Raw genomic sequence first — 14,612 nt, 5'->3', positions numbered from 1 at the left:
ACCCTGGATTTAGGTTTGTTGTGATGATTAATCCCGCCAAAATTGCCGTTTTCGGCACTGCCATAGTGCTGTTGTTTTTACTCACTGAATGTCGCCAAAAAGAGCAAATTCCCCTGTGCGGGCATGTCGAAGGTACGCCAATCGATACTAGCTTTGATGGCGGCCTCGATAATAACGACCGCACTCTTGCATCAACCCACTGTTTAAAAATTAGAGCACTTTACGATAAAAGTGATCGTCAAACGAAATGGTTTAGCAGTTCGCCTTCTATTGCTGTGATGAATGCCTTAGGTTATCTAAAACAAGATGATGCCAACAACAGTGGCGATTCCTATGCGATGACATTTAACGTGCAGGAGGAGTTTGTATTTGGCCCAAGCCGAGGAGAATATGCGCAGTTTCGTCAGGATGGTAAGGGCGTTATCTTACCCGGCACCGAAGCAGCCAAAGGCAATGAGGCTAAGGTTGGTGTTAACGGTCAGTTTGACCGCTGGTGCCAAAAATTGGCCTCAATCGAGTTTGCTGGTAAAGACAATTGGCGCAGGCCAACAGAGCAGGAGTTAAATACCCTCTATGGGTACGGCGAAAGTCGCGCAGCCTACCAACGTGCGCAGTGGAGCTCGACAATCCCTTCTTGGTCTAGCACAGTGTATGAGACTGAATTCGAGGTCGGCATTATCTCGGTCGCCTCCAGCGGTTATAGCTTTCGCAGTTATGCCAATAGTGCCAAATTTGCTGTTTGTGTCGCGGCGTTTTGATTCACTAAAGAGAGCTTGAATAAGCTCTCTTCTCGCCTTATTTAATCAACCTTATTTAATCAACTTTATCAGCGCCTTAAATCTATCGCCTTGGGCTTCGTGTTGCAGTTCAAATAATAGTGACTCCACATTTGTGAGGCTTGCCCCTTTGGCGGTCATCATTTGAATGCCCAGCTGTTTATTATCAACGCTACGGGAAGATACGGCATCGGCAACGACATGCACAGAGTAATGCTGGTCGAGCAGATCACGGCAAGTCTGGTATACGCAAACATGGGTTTCTATCCCCGCGAGCAGCACCTGTTTGCGTCGAGTTTGGGTTAGTGCATTGGCAAATTCATCACAATACCAACCACTAAAGTGTTGCTTGGCAATGGGCGAGCCCGTTTTTTCGAGTAAGGTTTTTAACTCTTCAGTGGTCGAGCCTAGTTTGGCGGGTAATTGTTCGAGCCAGAGAATGGGGATCTCGAACAGCTGCGCACCTTGGATCAATGTACTTAGCTGTTGGTGGAGTTTGGCTGTGTTATCCATGATCTGAGCGAGTTTTCCCTGCACATCGACGATAACGAGTACACATTGTTCGGGTTTTAACATCGGGTATTCCTTCTGCGCGGGTGGAATAAAGGCATCGTTTAGCGATTGCTCTGTTTATTTTTTGATTTGTTTATTTTTTACACTGTTAGTAAACCCTAATTGGCCAACCTCACCAATAGGGCAAAAGTCGAATATAGCGTGCACTTAAATTGCTCACTAAAAGAGTGCGTTGCCCTCACGCTTGCACAAGTCTGGTGCATTTTTAATCGCCGCACTCAGGGTGATTCTTTATTATTTATTTAAAATCAATGCATTAAAAATATGGCCTGATGATTGAATTACCTTTGCTACAAGTTAATAACAATCGCGTTTTTGGAGGTCAGGATGAAACTAGTCAGCGCTATCATCAAGCCATTTAAATTGGATGATGTCCGTGAAGCTATCGCCGGTATTGGTATTGAGGGGATGACGGTGACCGAGGTTAAAGGTTTTGGCCGTCAAAAGGGGCACACAGAGTTGTATCGTGGCGCCGAGTATCAGGTGGATTTTTTGCCAAAAGTAAAACTAGAAATTGCCACTAAAGCAGAAAATCTCGACATGTTGATTGAGGCAATTACCACTGCGGCTCATACGGGAAAAATTGGTGACGGAAAGATTTTCGTTATCGACTTAGAACATGCCATCCGTATCCGTACGGGTGAACTCGACACTGAAGCGCTATAGGGGGCGGAAGATGGAAGAACTAACAAAATTAGGCGTGACAGTCTCTGAGCTGCGTTTTGCACTCGATACCTTTTATTTTTTGATTTCAGGCGCTTTGGTTATGTGGATGGCGGCGGGTTTTGCCATGCTCGAAGCTGGCCTAGTGCGCTCTAAAAATACCACCGAAATTTTAACTAAAAACGTGGTGTTATATGCGATTGCCTGTGTGATGTACCTATTGATCGGCTACAACATTATGTACGTCGACAATGCCGAAGGCGGCTGGTTGCCTTCACTCGGTACGCTTATTGGCTCACAAGCCGACGATGCAAACCATGCTTTGGAATCAGACTTCTTCTTCCAAGTGGTGTTTGTGGCAACGGCGATGTCGATTGTCTCTGGCGCCGTGGCGGAGCGGATGAAGTTGTGGGCATTCCTTGTCTTCTCCGTGGTGATGACAGGCATTATCTACCCCGTTGAAGGCTACTGGACTTGGGGTAAAGGCTTTATCTCTAGCTTGGGCTTTGTTGACTTTGCCGGTAGCGGGATTGTGCACATGACAGGTGCTGCTGCGGCTATCGCTGGGGTGTTACTGCTCGGTGCTCGTAAGGGTAAATATGGCCCTAACGGCCAAGTCAACCCAATCCCTGGCTCTAACCTGCCAATGGCGACCTTAGGGATGTTTATCCTGTGGATGGGCTGGTTTGGTTTCAACGGTGGCTCACAATTAATGGTGTCAGATGCGGCCAATGCTAGCTCTGTCGCTAAAGTTTTCGTAAACACCAACACCGCGGCCGCTTTTGGTGCTATCTCTGCCCTCGTTGTGTGCAAAATGATATGGGGTAAAGCGGACTTAACCATGATCCTCAACGGTATTCTGGCGGGCTTAGTGGCGATTACGGCTGATCCTTTATCGCCTTCACTATTGATGGCGGGTGTGATTGGCCTTGTCGCTGGTGGTTTAGTGGTGTTCTCAATTGTGGGCTTAGATCGCATTAAGATCGACGATCCAGTAGGCGCGATTTCGGTGCACGGCGTGGCAGGTTTTCTCGGTTTAATGTGTGTACCGTTATCAAATGCCGACGCCACTATCACAGCGCAATTAACCGGTGCAGCGATTATCTTCGCTTGGGTATTTAGCGCGTCATTTGCGGTATGGTTTGTGCTGAAGATGACCATGGGCATCCGTGTTACAGAGGAAGAAGAATATAACGGTATGGATGCGTCTGACTGTGGAATCGATGCTTACCCAGAGTTTGTGACTGTAAAAAGTGCGGGCTAACTGGTGTTGATATGACTTGATGCCTCTCAGGGATAAGAGGATAGTAAAGCAGAGCCAAGTGCTCTGCTTTTTTTATGGGTCTTCGACTGCCACGCTGATACCACAAGGAGCGAATGATGCGCTTAATCTCTAATCTCACAGTAAAAATCAGACGTACCTGCTTGCTTGGGGGGATTCTGAGTGCACTCTTAGCCTTGCCCGCTTTTGCGGGGCAAGTCGTAGTGACTCGCTCGGATGAGCCTTTCGATGCCTTTGCCGTGCGCGACCAAGTATTGAAAGATTATGAATGGCAGGAATCCTTGAGAAGGCAGGAGCAAATTCAAATTTTGCAGGCTCTGCCACTCGGTTGTATCGCCCAGGTAAAGCCTTACCCTTACTTTACCTGTGGTCAGGATAACTACCGCCCCTATCGTTATCAGCAGCAGGATGTGTATATCAAGGTTGACCCTCCGGCGCAGCGTTAACCCTCAAGTTGCCGCAATCCTTTGGGGCAGGCCGTTATTTTTTGTAACCATTTAATGAAGTCTTTTTGGCCAAGTGTAATAAGCTCAAATAGGAGCCTTATGGTCTGGGGGACATCTCATGATACAACTGCGCACCATCTCAAGCGGCATAATCTGCTCATTATTACTTTTACTCTTATGGGGTTGCAGCTCAACAGCCCCAAAACCTAGTGATGAAATCGATGCCCTATTTGCAGATTCGTTGTTTAAATCTGTCAGTAATATTCCGAGTGTTGAGGATATTTTTAGCCTTCCGCCTTCTGTGGCAGCCGATGTCAGGCGAGCCTACGACCGTTACAGCTTATCTACTAAAAACCCCGTTGCGGTGCATGAATGGCTAGCCAGTTATATCAATGCTAACCAAGATGGCGGCCATAGCGATTTTCGCTATCAAGATAATTTGACTCAAACCGCCAGCGAAACCTATGCTCAGCGCGCCGGAAACTGTATGTCGCTGGTGGTGATGACATCGGCCTTAGCGGATGTGTTTAAAATTGGCACTGAGTTTCAGGATATTGCGATTGAACCTGTGTGGGACAAACAGGGCGAGTTTTATCTGATCAATGGCCATGTCAACCTACGTTTGCTCCCTGCCGAAAGCGTACATACGGTTTATGTCTCGGCCCATGCGATTCTGGTCGACTTTATGCCCGAGCGCGCTTTGCGGGGATACGATAAAGTGCAAATTAATCGCCAGACCTTAACCAGCATGTTTTATAACAATATGGCCGCTGAATCCTTGGTTGAAGGGGATTTAGACCGCGCCTATGCGCTGATTAAAGCGGGCTTAAAATCTGGACACTTTATTCCTGCGCTCAACACCTTAGCCGTGATTTATCGCCACAAGGGCGATGAAAAGCGGGCCGAGCAAGTCTATCGCTACGCACTCAAATACGATGCCGATGATATGACGACGCTTTATAACTTGGCGGTGATTTTAGGTAACCAGGGCCGTTTAGATGAGTGGGCACAGGTTCATAAAGTGCTTGAATTAGCGCGTATTCGTAACCCTTATTACTACTATGATATGGGTGAACAGGCCTATGATGAACACCAATACAGCGAGGCGCTCGCTTGGTATCAAAGGGCCGTGGATAAAGCCGATTATCGCCATGAGTTTTTCTTTGGTTTGTCACGTACCTATTGGGCGCTGGGCGATGAGAAGCGCGCCAAACTCAATATGGAAAAGGCCATGGCACTTAGCCGCGAAGCCACAGATAAGCATCGTTATCAAGCTAAGTTACAGGCTATGCGGCAACATTAATCCTTTACTCAACCTCCTTTGTTTGCATTTGACTACTGGCAAAGGAGGTTTTTTATTTTTGGCTTTCGCTAACACTTTGGTTTTTCGTCAAACACGGCATCGACCTTAATGTGAGTATCATATTGAAATATTTTAATTTGTATTTTTTAAAAATATGTTAAAACAAGACGTTATAGCTGATTTTTTGAAATGGAGACAACTTGGTTGCATTAGCGGCGCAGACTGGATAAATTGAACTCAGTATTGCAGTTGAGATCCCCTATTGCAGCGATAAAAATAGCCTAAACACGAGAGTTGGAGCAGTAAATTATGTATTACCAAAATGATGACGTTCGCATTAATGAAGTCAAAGAGTTACTTCCACCGATTGCGATTCTAGAACGATTTCCTGCTTCCGAAAACGCTGCTGCAACTGTGTTTAACGCCCGTCAAAGCATCCATAACATTCTCGCTCGCCAAGATGATCGCTTGTTAGTGGTTATTGGTCCTTGCTCAATTCATGATCCTAAGGCCGCATTGGAATATGGCCAGCGATTGGTTGCGCTCCGGGAACGTTATCAAGATCAGCTTGAGGTGGTGATGCGTGTTTATTTTGAGAAACCGCGTACCACAGTGGGTTGGAAGGGACTCATTAACGATCCTTATATGGATAACAGTTTCAAACTGAACGATGGTTTGCGTACCGCGCGTAAACTCTTGGTTGATTTGAATGACTCCGGCATGCCAACTGCGGGTGAGTTTCTTGACATGATTACCCCGCAATATGTGGCGGATATGATGTGCTGGGGCGCCATTGGTGCGCGCACCACAGAATCCCAAGTGCACCGTGAGTTGGCCTCGGGGCTATCTTGTCCTGTCGGCTTTAAAAATGGCACCGATGGCACGATTAAGGTGGCGATTGATGCCATTGGTGCCGCAAATGCGCCGCACCACTTCTTATCTGTGACCAAATTTGGCCATTCGGCGATTGTGTCGACTAAAGGTAATCCGGATTGCCATATCATTTTGCGTGGTGGCCGTGAGCCTAATTACAGCGCAGCCCATGTGGCGCAAATTAGCGAGCAGTTAAAAAAGGCGAAGTTGGTCGACAATATCATGATCGATTTTAGCCATGCCAACAGTAGCAAACAGTATCAACGCCAAATGGAGGTTGCCAACGATGTTGCTGAGCAAGTCGCATCGGGTAATAAGGCGATTTTCGGTGTGATGGTTGAAAGCCACTTAGTGGAAGGACGTCAAGATCTGATTGAAGGCCAAGCACTATGCTATGGTCAGAGTATCACGGATGCTTGTATTGGTTGGGACGATACAGAACGTTTGCTCTCAGTGCTAAATCAAAGTGTTATTGAGCGTCGTCAGCGGGCTTAATCGGGTTTAAGATCAAAAACAAAGGCGCTATCCCGGCGCCTTTGTTTTTATTATTTTTTGCTCATTTCTGCTAAATATTCGTTAGCTTTGGCTAAGCTACCAAAGGCGGAGATCAGGTTGTTTCTACCTTTATCCTGAATTTCAGGATTCCCCGATTCAATCATCATCCACACCCAAGTTTGGATAAGTGGTAATGGCGGGTATTGAACTTTAGCTGAATCCAACATAAAGCATCCTTCGATCTTAATTTATTAGAGTTATCTTAGTGTTATTGCAGAAGGAGTATGGAGCTAATTTCCACTCTCGCGACTGCGGCCAGAAGTTTGCAAATCCTGCTGCTAGCGAACTGAGTTCCATACGGCATTTTGGGTAAAATCGACAAAATAATCAACAGTCGAACCCATGTAATCGCTGCCTATTTTAGCGAGTGATATCCGGATAAAACCCAGTTACCACGGCATTTCTTATCTTTAATAAGTCCTTAGCGAGCCATTCAAGCGTAAGTCGTAAGTGTGACAATTTGATATCGATAAGTTTGATGAATTTTGCCAAGGTTAATGCTGTTTGTCTGTCAGAAAAATCTGATTGATTTTATTCAAACTTTCTCTGTTTGATTGCACCTTAGTGTTCGCCATGCTGTTACAATTGACTGACTCAGGAAAAGGTTTAGATATATGCGCCCAACACTGTATTTTGAAGGTCCCATCGATAAGCTTAATTGGCATGTGGTTAAATTACTTTGGCCCTATTTGCTTGAATACAAGGGACGAGTGGCATTGGCCATGTCTTGCCTTATCGTTGCTAAGCTTGCCAGTGTCGGTTTACCTTTTATTCTTAAAGATTTAGTCGATACTTTAGATGTTAATAAAACCGCGCAGGCCTTGAGTGTGCCTATTGGCTTGGTATTGGCCTATGGTGCGGTGCGACTGTTAACCGCCATTACGGGAGAAATCCGTGACACCCTATTTGGTCGTGTCACTGAGCGGGCTATTCGCCGTTTGGGCTTGGCGGTGTTTGATCATTTACATCGACTCGATTTGGATTTTCACTTAGAGCGGCGTACGGGCGGTTTATCGCGAGACATTGAACGTGGCACCAGTGGTGTGAGTTTCTTGATGCGCTTTATGGTGTTTAACATAGTGCCGACCCTGCTTGAAATCGCCATGGTCATTGGCATTTTCTTTTTTAATTATGGGTTTGCCTTCGCAGCAATTACGTTGACCTCAGTGTTGGCTTACATTTGGTTTTCGGTAGTGGCAACAGAGTGGCGCACCGAATATGTTCGCGATGCAGCCAAGGCTGACTCCCTTTCCAATACCCGCGCTATCGACAGCCTGCTCAACTATGAGACCGTAAAATATTTCAACAATGAGAAATACGAATCGGAACGATATGACCAAGCCTTAGATCAATGGGAAGTGGCTAAACGTAAAAATCGTTTATCGCTGTTTGCCCTCAACGGTGGGCAGGCGCTGATTATTGCCTTAGCAATGACGGCGATGATGGCTTTAGCGGCATATAAAGTGACCAATAATGAGATGACCTTAGGTGACTTTGTACTGATTAATGCTTTTATGATGCAGCTCTTTATGCCGCTGAACTTCTTGGGATTTGTCTACCGTGAAATCCGTGGAGCTTTGGCTAATATTGAGCGGATGTTTAGCTTACTCGATAAGCACCCGAGCATCGTCGATAAACCCGACGCACTAGATTTTGAACCTAAGCGGGGTGAGCTTAGTTTTGAGAATGTGAGTTTTAGCTACGATGACAGACCCATACTGCGCAACGTCAGCTTTAAGGTCGCAGCGGGGAAAAAGGTTGCGGTGGTTGGGGATAGTGGCGCGGGTAAATCTACGCTTATCAAGCTGCTGTTCCGTTTTTACGATGTCGAGCAAGGGCGCATTTTGATTGATGGGCAGGATATTCGCCAATTAACCCAGGATGCACTGCGCCGCGCCATTGCCATAGTGCCGCAGGATACTGTGTTATTTAATGATTCCTTAGTGGAGAACATTCGTTATGGCCGCCCCGAAGCGACGGATGAGGAAGTGCGCCATGCCATCAAACTCGCACATTTAGAGCACTTTATCGCATCACTCTCCCAAGGTTGGGATACCAAAGTGGGTGAGCGGGGGTTAAAGCTCTCGGGTGGCGAGAAACAGCGGGTGGCTATTGCGCGGGCGATCTTAAAAGGCTCTCCGGTGTTAGTGTTTGATGAGGCTACATCTTCCCTTGATAGCCGCTCGGAGCAAGCGATTCTGTCGGCACTGCGCGAGGTCGCCAAAGGGCATACCAGCTTAGTGGTGGCGCATCGGTTATCGACCATTGTCGACGCCGATCAAATTGTGGTGTTAAGCCAAGGAGAAATTGTCGAGCAGGGGAATCATCAATCTTTACTGGCTCAGGATGGTCTCTACGCTAAGTTGTGGCGCATACAAAATGAGCAAAAACAGCTTTTAGTAGAAGTGTAACAGCGTTGGAACAATTCAGTTTTTATTCAGGTTCGGCTCTCTATACTCGAATCCAAGCAAATAACGATAAGAGGTGCTTGGCATGGAAAATATGGCATTAAGAGTCAATATTGAAGGCAGAGAAGAGAAAGTGAGCACAGACTGGTTTGCGATTATGGCAACCCTTAAAAAGCGCGGTGTGGATTATGATTCGCTACAACGCATTCATGCAGAGTTAAATGCGGGTCTTAAAGTAACCACAAGACGTTTAACGCTGGCTAAATTGAATCAACAACTTGAACTAGCAGGGATAATCCGTACAACAAATGAATACAGCTCGGATGTACGTGCTATTAATTAACAGATGGTATAAATGAAATAGGGAATATAAGAATTATATTCCCTTTATTTTTCCAGCCTTCCAACCTTCACATAACAGATTGAATTTACTGGTTGATTCCTCAATCCGCGTGAGCCGAATGACCTGGCCTTCACGAAAACACACTAATTCGCCTTCGATCTCCGTCAAGCGATTACAGCTCTTACAGCTTGTGCTGGCAGTTTTACTGGCTGGCATTTGGCTTACAAAGCTTGCTTTCACAGTGTTTCCTTAACTTAAAATAAAAATGTGGTTCAATTTAACGCACGCATCACGGATTTTACCCCTTTTGTGATACGCGTTCAAATTACCTTTTGCTAAATTAACATTAGACGAAAGTCGCACATTTTGCACACTAAAGCAAGTTACCTATTGATTGATATGGGAATAGTATTTATCCAGTGAAACCGACAAGCCACTCTCGAGTACAATCCTCACATGTGACGGCCTGAGTTGCCTTGGCTCTTTAACGCCACAGGAGTGGGCGATCAGGGCTAAATCGTGGTGCAGATTATGGTTATAGTTGGCGACACGCGTTGATTTATCTCTAGGATCAAGACCTTGCTGCAGTTTCTTATTATGGGTCGTGATGCCTGTCGGGCAGGTATCTTTGTTGCATTGCAATGCTTGAATACATCCTAGGGCAAACATATTGCCGCGGGCTGAGGCGATAAAGTCGGCGCCTAAGGCGAGTGCCCAAGCCACCCTCGATGGCACTATGAGTTTGCCTGAGGCAATGACTTTTATGCGCTTACGTAATCCACGCTGAATTAAGATATTGACCAATATGGGCAGGCTTTCTTTGAGTGGCAGACCCACATAATCCATTAAGGGTTGAGGGGCCGCGCCGGTGCCGCCGTCGGCACTGTCTAAGGTAAAAAAGTCGGGTGCAGAGGCTTCACCGCGGCGTTCAATTTCATCGCAAAAATCTTCGAGCCATTGTACATCCCCAAGTACCGCTTTGATTCCAGTGGGTTTGCCCGTGACATCACGAACTCTAGCAATCATATCCAGAATATCACCGACATTTTTAAACTCGATATGACCATTGGGGCTGATGGAGTCATGGCCCTGCGCAATACCGCGAATTTTGGCGATCTCCTCGGTGACTTTAACCCCCGGCAAAATACCCCCCTTGCCTGGTTTGGCCCCTTGGCTCATTTTGATTTCAAACATTTTCACTTCAGGGTGCGCGGCGATCTCTTTAAGTTTGCCATCATCCAAATGACCATGCTCATTACGAACACCATATTTGGCTGTGCCGATTTGAAAGACTAAATCACAGCCACCCTTTAAATGATAAGGGCTTAAACCGCCTTCTCCTGTGTTTAACCAACAACCAGCCTGCGCTGCACCGTGGGATAAAGCGGTGATAGCGGGGCGCGATAGGGCGCCGAAGCTCATGGCGGAGATATGGCAAATGGCTTTAGTGGTATAGGGCTGTTTGCAGTCGGGGCCTATGGTGAGTGGATGAATAGGGGTTGTGTCTTCATCTTGAGTGGGAAAGGCGGTATTCATAAACATAATTGTGCCCGTGCTATCCAGCGGGCGTGTCGAACCAAAGGCAATGGTTCTATCAACATTTTTAGCTGCTCTATATACCCAGCTTCGTTCTGCGCGGTTAAAGGGGAGTTCTTCCCTGTCCTGCGCAAAAAAGTACTGTCTAAAAAACTCGCCTTGTTTCTCAAATAAATACCTAAAGCGACCAATTACGGGGTAGTTGTGGCGTACAGCCTGTTTGGTTTGCAGTTTGTCAGCAAAGTACATGTAGACAATGGCTAGGGCGCCAAATCCGACAATGATCAAGAATAATCCAGAGAAGAGGTCGAGTCCCCACATAAACCAATTGAGTTCTTGCATTTTGTTATCCTTTATTCATTGCCGTAGCGGGTAGAAATTAAGCTTGCTGGCTGTCCATCATTAATCGAGAGTAAAAACAACTGACTGTAATCATTTTCACTAATATTGGGGATCTCTGGACCTCCGAGAGCTTTAATGATCAGTGGCACAGTATTGGAATGACCCGCGATTAAGCTATTACCTTTAACCGCATGCACTTGCTCAACGATCTGTTGAATATGGGCTTCGAGAGGTTTTTCGGCGGCGACGACAGTAATAGGCAAATGTCGCTCCGCAGACATTGGCTCTAAGGTCTGCCGGGTTCTTTGATATTGCGTGGCAATCAACTGAGACAGTGGCGTACGTGTTAAGGCGCTAACGAGTGCGAGAGCCCGTTGGTTACCGTCTGGGGAGAGTTGTGGATCCGCCGTTGGGGCATCGGCTTTTTCGGCATGCCGCACAAGAATAATTAGACGACCTTCGGCCCATACAAGATTAACTGGGCTAACTCCCATGGCTGTGAAGACTAACAAGCCCAATAGCAAGCGTCGTAATAGCTTGATGGGATAGGAACGCTCCGTTTGCCGAAGCCGAGTTAATGCCTTGAAACCACGAAAGATGGCCATGCGTCATATCCTTATATTATTGGCGTATGCAAGCAAGAAACGGAAAGTGAATCTAAATTTGGGTGCAAGCATATTCACTATTTGCATCATTGTGTTAGTTGATGATGGTACTGCAATTTATAAATTAACTAAAGTTGCTCAAAATTTGGTCGATAATTAAGTTTCCCCAAGTTGAGTGGACTAGCATCATGGAAATCAATAACCCTGCACAGGTACAGAGCACTTCTTCGACCCACAATAAATATGCTGAAAACGCGGCAAATAGTGATAAGACGAAAAATGTGGATGCCACCTCTAAGCAGACGGCGCAGCAAACCAGTAAGCAGTTAATGAATCAAGCGATTCTATCGGCACAGGAAGACGTGAGCCTAAAGTCCGGTGATCAATCTATGACCTTGCTTTATCGTGCGGCAATCGAAGCGATCAACAAAGAGCTAGCCCCTTCGATGGGCGAAAACGCGATTCAAACCGCCTATGATAACGGTGTCGATACATCCCCCGAGGCAACGGCCGACAGGATTGTGAGTTTTGCAACGCAGTTTTTTAGCATTCACCAGCAACAAAATTCGAATATGAGTTTGGATGAACAGCTGGACAGCTTTATGAGCATCATAGGTGGTGCGATCGACAATGGTTTTAAGGAGGCGAGAGATATTTTATCTGGCCTTAAAGTATTGCAGGGAGATATCGCTGATGGTGTCGATAAAACCTATGGGTTAGTGCAAGAAGGATTGCAAGCCTTTAGGGACAGCTTCAATAAAAAATCGGATGAGACTCAAGCGACTAACGTTTAACTTCCCTTCCTCTTACTTACGCTTAAGCCCCTTGAATAAGGGGTTTTTGTTGCGCTGATAACAGTCTATGCTAGGGGTCTATTTAACGTTTTGCTTGAGGGCGGGTTATGTGGACTAAGGGACGCGTTATTGAACGTATTGATTGGAATGATAAGTTATTTTCGCTGCGGATAGCGGCCGAGTTAGCTCCCTTTATTCCCGGTCAATTTATTAAACTAAGTCAGCAGCAAGAGGATAAGCGTGTTGCCAGAGCTTATTCCCTTGTAAATTCCCCCGATAAGCCCTATGCCGAAATTTTGGCTGTCGCCGTAGAGGATGGCCTGTTATCCCCGCAGTTACAGAATCTTACCATAGGGGATGAAATCGACATCACCCCAACAGCCACCGGCTTTATGACCTTGGATGAGATCCCAAAAGGTGAGTTACAAGGTCGGCATTTATGGTTTTTAGCCACGGGTACGGCTGTGGGGCCATTCTTATCCATGCTGGATACCGCAGAGCCTTGGCAGCGTTTTGAGAAGATCGTACTTGTCTATGGTGTGCGCGAAGCTAAAGACTTGGTCTATCTGGATAAATTAAAGGGCTATGCGGCGCAATATCCAGATCAGTTTATCCTGTGTTTAACCGTCACCCGTGAAAAGCTTGATGATGCATTGCAATGCCGTATCCCCGATGGCTTAGTCTCGGGCGAAATCGAGCGGAAAGTCGGATTAACCCTAAGTGCGGCGGATTCACAGGTGATGATTTGCGGTAATCCGGGGATGATTAGTGGCGCCCAAGCGGCATTGCTTGACAAGGGGCTCTCGAAAAATTTACGCCGTGCTCCGGGGCAAATAACCGTAGAAAAATATTGGTAGTCGTTTGAGTGTTAAAAACATTATGTAGATTGTTTTAATATCTTTGTTTAAGAAGGATTTTTTGATGAAGTTGCTCTGCTCTCTCGCTTCACCCTATGCTCGCTGTGTTCGCACGTTAATCCGTTATTTAGGGATTAAGGATATCGAAGAAGTCTTAGTCAATCCGATGGAAAACACCGCTGAGCTACTTGATGTTAACCCGCTTGGGCAGATCCCATGTCTAATCACCAACGATGGTGTGCCTCTCTTCGATAGCGAAGTGATTATGCGCTATTTAGACGCCGAATTAGGAGAGCAACAAATGTTCGGCGGCCAAGTGGATAATTGGGTATTACAGTGCCAATACTCGATGATTAAAGGGTTAACCGACAGCGCGGTAAAGTTGCGCCAAGAACAAATGCGTGAAGAGGAGGGCGTGAGATCGGCCTTTTGGACATCGCGTTTTGAGCAAGCTTTACTGCGTGGTTTGATGCAAATGGAACACCAGAGTGTGATCACTCAGGCAACGATTCAAGCACCACAATTAGCTTTGATTTGCTTGTTAGATTATGTGGATTTCAGACACCCTGAACTCGATTGGCGTAAAGTTGCACCCGCCACAGCGATTTGGTTCAGTGAAATGCGTGAATTACCTGCTTTTATCGAGACGCGTCCGCAATAAAAACACACTATTAATGATCCGTTGAACGGCGACCCTTAGGACTCTCACGGCGATTATGTTCACCAAATGCGCCGTAGAGCTCCTTCGTCATACCGTAGTCTATGCGGCGATCACTGCCAGCTTGGCGTCTATCATCATAATGCTGATAGTGGCACTGACAGTTTGACTGTGAGCATGCTTTCATTGGGAGCTCTGGAGCTTCTTTTGATAGAAAGCGTTTTCCTTTAATGGCATCGGCTTGCTCGCAGCAATTTCCTGCATTTTCAATGCTTACACAGTGAAAAGGATGAGTTGTATTAGTTGCATGCCTTTCTCGTTTACTTGTGCCAGTGGCTTTGACCAATGATTTATGTTTGCTATGGCTATTTTTGAATGTCATTAATGACACTAAGCCGAGCACGACAATTGCCAGTACAAGCATGCTAAACATAATGCCTCCAATCAATTTTTTAAAAATTAAGATTCAGTTTAGTTTGGTTTGAGATAATCACCAGTTTTAAGTTTAATTTCATTAAAAACAAAAAGTTAATCAATCTATTGCCCTAGTTCATTTGATCTATTACTCTTGCGCAACTGATAACTATTATCATTAATA

17 protein-coding genes are annotated in these 14,612 nt (G+C 46.0%); 11 read left to right on the top strand and 6 right to left on the bottom strand.

The window, feature by feature from the left end; all coding sequences use genetic code 11:
- The first annotated feature begins 23 nt into the window (after positions 1-23).
- Complete coding sequence (locus SHD_RS19245; RefSeq protein ID WP_023268660.1) at positions 24-758, top strand: Lcl domain-containing protein; 735 nt, start codon at positions 24-26, stop codon at positions 756-758.
- A gap of 51 nt (positions 759-809) precedes the next feature.
- On the opposite strand, the gene SHD_RS19240 is transcribed toward SHD_RS19245, so the two are convergent.
- A complete protein-coding gene (locus tag SHD_RS19240) occupies positions 810-1,352 on the bottom strand; it encodes a hydrolase (RefSeq protein ID WP_023268659.1) in 543 nt (180 codons plus the stop codon).
- Positions 1,353-1,676: 324 nt separating this feature from the next.
- On the opposite strand from SHD_RS19240, the gene SHD_RS19235 reads away from it, so the two are divergent.
- From SHD_RS19235 to aroG, 5 genes are all read left to right on the top strand, one after another.
- Positions 1,677-2,015, top strand: a complete 339-nt coding sequence (locus tag SHD_RS19235) for a P-II family nitrogen regulator (RefSeq protein ID WP_011071066.1) — start codon at positions 1,677-1,679, stop codon at positions 2,013-2,015.
- Between the two features lie 10 nt (positions 2,016-2,025).
- On the top strand, positions 2,026-3,276 hold the full coding sequence (locus SHD_RS19230) for an ammonium transporter (RefSeq protein WP_023268658.1): 1,251 nt from the start codon (positions 2,026-2,028) through the stop codon (positions 3,274-3,276).
- A gap of 116 nt (positions 3,277-3,392) precedes the next feature.
- On the top strand, positions 3,393-3,740 hold the full coding sequence (locus SHD_RS19225) for a hypothetical protein (protein ID WP_039978736.1): 348 nt from the start codon (positions 3,393-3,395) through the stop codon (positions 3,738-3,740).
- A 118-nt stretch (positions 3,741-3,858) separates the two neighbouring features.
- Positions 3,859-5,043, top strand: a complete 1,185-nt coding sequence (locus SHD_RS19220) for a tetratricopeptide repeat protein (protein ID WP_023268656.1) — start codon at positions 3,859-3,861, stop codon at positions 5,041-5,043.
- 309 nt (positions 5,044-5,352) lie between these two features.
- Positions 5,353-6,411: a 3-deoxy-7-phosphoheptulonate synthase AroG gene (gene aroG / locus SHD_RS19215; RefSeq protein ID WP_023268655.1), complete on the top strand. Its 1,059-nt coding sequence runs from the start codon at positions 5,353-5,355 to the stop codon at positions 6,409-6,411.
- A 50-nt stretch (positions 6,412-6,461) separates the two neighbouring features.
- Here aroG and SHD_RS22080 read toward each other — a convergent pair whose 3' ends face one another.
- On the bottom strand, positions 6,462-6,638 hold the full coding sequence (locus SHD_RS22080; RefSeq protein ID WP_023268654.1) for a hypothetical protein: 177 nt from the start codon (positions 6,636-6,638) through the stop codon (positions 6,462-6,464).
- A 447-nt stretch (positions 6,639-7,085) separates the two neighbouring features.
- Here SHD_RS22080 and SHD_RS19205 point away from each other — a divergent pair, with 447 nt between their 5' ends.
- On the top strand, positions 7,086-8,882 hold the full coding sequence (locus SHD_RS19205) for an ABCB family ABC transporter ATP-binding protein/permease (RefSeq protein WP_023268653.1): 1,797 nt from the start codon (positions 7,086-7,088) through the stop codon (positions 8,880-8,882).
- Positions 8,883-8,964: 82 nt separating this feature from the next.
- Positions 8,965-9,222 (top strand): hypothetical protein, encoded by a 258-nt coding sequence (locus tag SHD_RS19200; RefSeq protein WP_023268652.1) that lies wholly within the window; start codon positions 8,965-8,967, stop codon positions 9,220-9,222.
- Between the two features lie 33 nt (positions 9,223-9,255).
- On the opposite strand, the gene SHD_RS22340 is transcribed toward SHD_RS19200, so the two are convergent.
- The 3 genes from SHD_RS22340 to SHD_RS19185 form a co-directional block, all read right to left on the bottom strand.
- Positions 9,256-9,462, bottom strand: coding sequence for a hypothetical protein (locus tag SHD_RS22340; protein ID WP_039978734.1), 207 nt, complete (start codon positions 9,460-9,462; stop codon positions 9,256-9,258).
- Positions 9,463-9,609: 147 nt separating this feature from the next.
- Positions 9,610-11,100 (bottom strand): FMN-binding glutamate synthase family protein, encoded by a 1,491-nt coding sequence (locus tag SHD_RS19190; RefSeq protein ID WP_023268651.1) that lies wholly within the window; start codon positions 11,098-11,100, stop codon positions 9,610-9,612.
- A gap of 11 nt (positions 11,101-11,111) precedes the next feature.
- Positions 11,112-11,705 (bottom strand): histidine phosphatase family protein, encoded by a 594-nt coding sequence (locus SHD_RS19185; protein ID WP_023268650.1) that lies wholly within the window; start codon positions 11,703-11,705, stop codon positions 11,112-11,114.
- Between the two features lie 188 nt (positions 11,706-11,893).
- Here SHD_RS19185 and SHD_RS19180 point away from each other — a divergent pair, with 188 nt between their 5' ends.
- From SHD_RS19180 to SHD_RS19170, 3 genes are all read left to right on the top strand, one after another.
- Complete coding sequence (locus SHD_RS19180) at positions 11,894-12,499, top strand: DUF5610 domain-containing protein (RefSeq protein ID WP_023268649.1); 606 nt, start codon at positions 11,894-11,896, stop codon at positions 12,497-12,499.
- Positions 12,500-12,606: 107 nt separating this feature from the next.
- Positions 12,607-13,356: a ferredoxin--NADP reductase gene (locus tag SHD_RS19175; RefSeq protein ID WP_023268648.1), complete on the top strand. Its 750-nt coding sequence runs from the start codon at positions 12,607-12,609 to the stop codon at positions 13,354-13,356.
- Between the two features lie 64 nt (positions 13,357-13,420).
- Entirely contained in the window at positions 13,421-14,017 is a 597-nt protein-coding gene (locus SHD_RS19170; protein WP_023268647.1) for a glutathione S-transferase, read from the top strand.
- A gap of 10 nt (positions 14,018-14,027) precedes the next feature.
- Here SHD_RS19170 and SHD_RS19165 read toward each other — a convergent pair whose 3' ends face one another.
- On the bottom strand, positions 14,028-14,447 hold the full coding sequence (locus tag SHD_RS19165; protein WP_039978732.1) for a hypothetical protein: 420 nt from the start codon (positions 14,445-14,447) through the stop codon (positions 14,028-14,030).
- Between the last annotated feature and the right edge of the window lie 165 nt (positions 14,448-14,612).

Origin of the sequence: Shewanella decolorationis S12, assembly GCF_000485795.1 — a bacterium.
Classification (GTDB): Bacteria; Pseudomonadota; Gammaproteobacteria; order Enterobacterales; family Shewanellaceae; genus Shewanella; species Shewanella decolorationis.
This window is presented reverse-complemented; position numbering and strand designations above follow the sequence as displayed.

What these genes read in the sequence shown, in the direction of transcription:
- SHD_RS19245 (WP_023268660.1), top strand. Translation starts at nt 24, where the DNA reads ATGATTAATCCCGCCAAAATTGCCGTTTTCGGCACTGCCATAGTGCTG.
- SHD_RS19240 (WP_023268659.1), bottom strand. Translation starts at nt 1,352, where the DNA reads ATGTTAAAACCCGAACAATGTGTACTCGTTATCGTCGATGTGCAGGGA.
- SHD_RS19235 (WP_011071066.1), top strand. Translation starts at nt 1,677, where the DNA reads ATGAAACTAGTCAGCGCTATCATCAAGCCATTTAAATTGGATGATGTC.
- SHD_RS19230 (WP_023268658.1), top strand. Translation starts at nt 2,026, where the DNA reads ATGGAAGAACTAACAAAATTAGGCGTGACAGTCTCTGAGCTGCGTTTT.
- SHD_RS19225 (WP_039978736.1), top strand. Translation starts at nt 3,393, where the DNA reads ATGCGCTTAATCTCTAATCTCACAGTAAAAATCAGACGTACCTGCTTG.
- SHD_RS19220 (WP_023268656.1), top strand. Translation starts at nt 3,859, where the DNA reads ATGATACAACTGCGCACCATCTCAAGCGGCATAATCTGCTCATTATTA.
- aroG (WP_023268655.1), top strand. Translation starts at nt 5,353, where the DNA reads ATGTATTACCAAAATGATGACGTTCGCATTAATGAAGTCAAAGAGTTA.
- SHD_RS22080 (WP_023268654.1), bottom strand. Translation starts at nt 6,638, where the DNA reads ATGTTGGATTCAGCTAAAGTTCAATACCCGCCATTACCACTTATCCAA.
- SHD_RS19205 (WP_023268653.1), top strand. Translation starts at nt 7,086, where the DNA reads ATGCGCCCAACACTGTATTTTGAAGGTCCCATCGATAAGCTTAATTGG.
- SHD_RS19200 (WP_023268652.1), top strand. Translation starts at nt 8,965, where the DNA reads ATGGAAAATATGGCATTAAGAGTCAATATTGAAGGCAGAGAAGAGAAA.
- SHD_RS19190 (WP_023268651.1), bottom strand. Translation starts at nt 11,100, where the DNA reads ATGCAAGAACTCAATTGGTTTATGTGGGGACTCGACCTCTTCTCTGGA.
- SHD_RS19185 (WP_023268650.1), bottom strand. Translation starts at nt 11,705, where the DNA reads ATGGCCATCTTTCGTGGTTTCAAGGCATTAACTCGGCTTCGGCAAACG.
- SHD_RS19180 (WP_023268649.1), top strand. Translation starts at nt 11,894, where the DNA reads ATGGAAATCAATAACCCTGCACAGGTACAGAGCACTTCTTCGACCCAC.
- SHD_RS19175 (WP_023268648.1), top strand. Translation starts at nt 12,607, where the DNA reads ATGTGGACTAAGGGACGCGTTATTGAACGTATTGATTGGAATGATAAG.
- SHD_RS19170 (WP_023268647.1), top strand. Translation starts at nt 13,421, where the DNA reads ATGAAGTTGCTCTGCTCTCTCGCTTCACCCTATGCTCGCTGTGTTCGC.
- SHD_RS19165 (WP_039978732.1), bottom strand. Translation starts at nt 14,447, where the DNA reads ATGTTTAGCATGCTTGTACTGGCAATTGTCGTGCTCGGCTTAGTGTCA.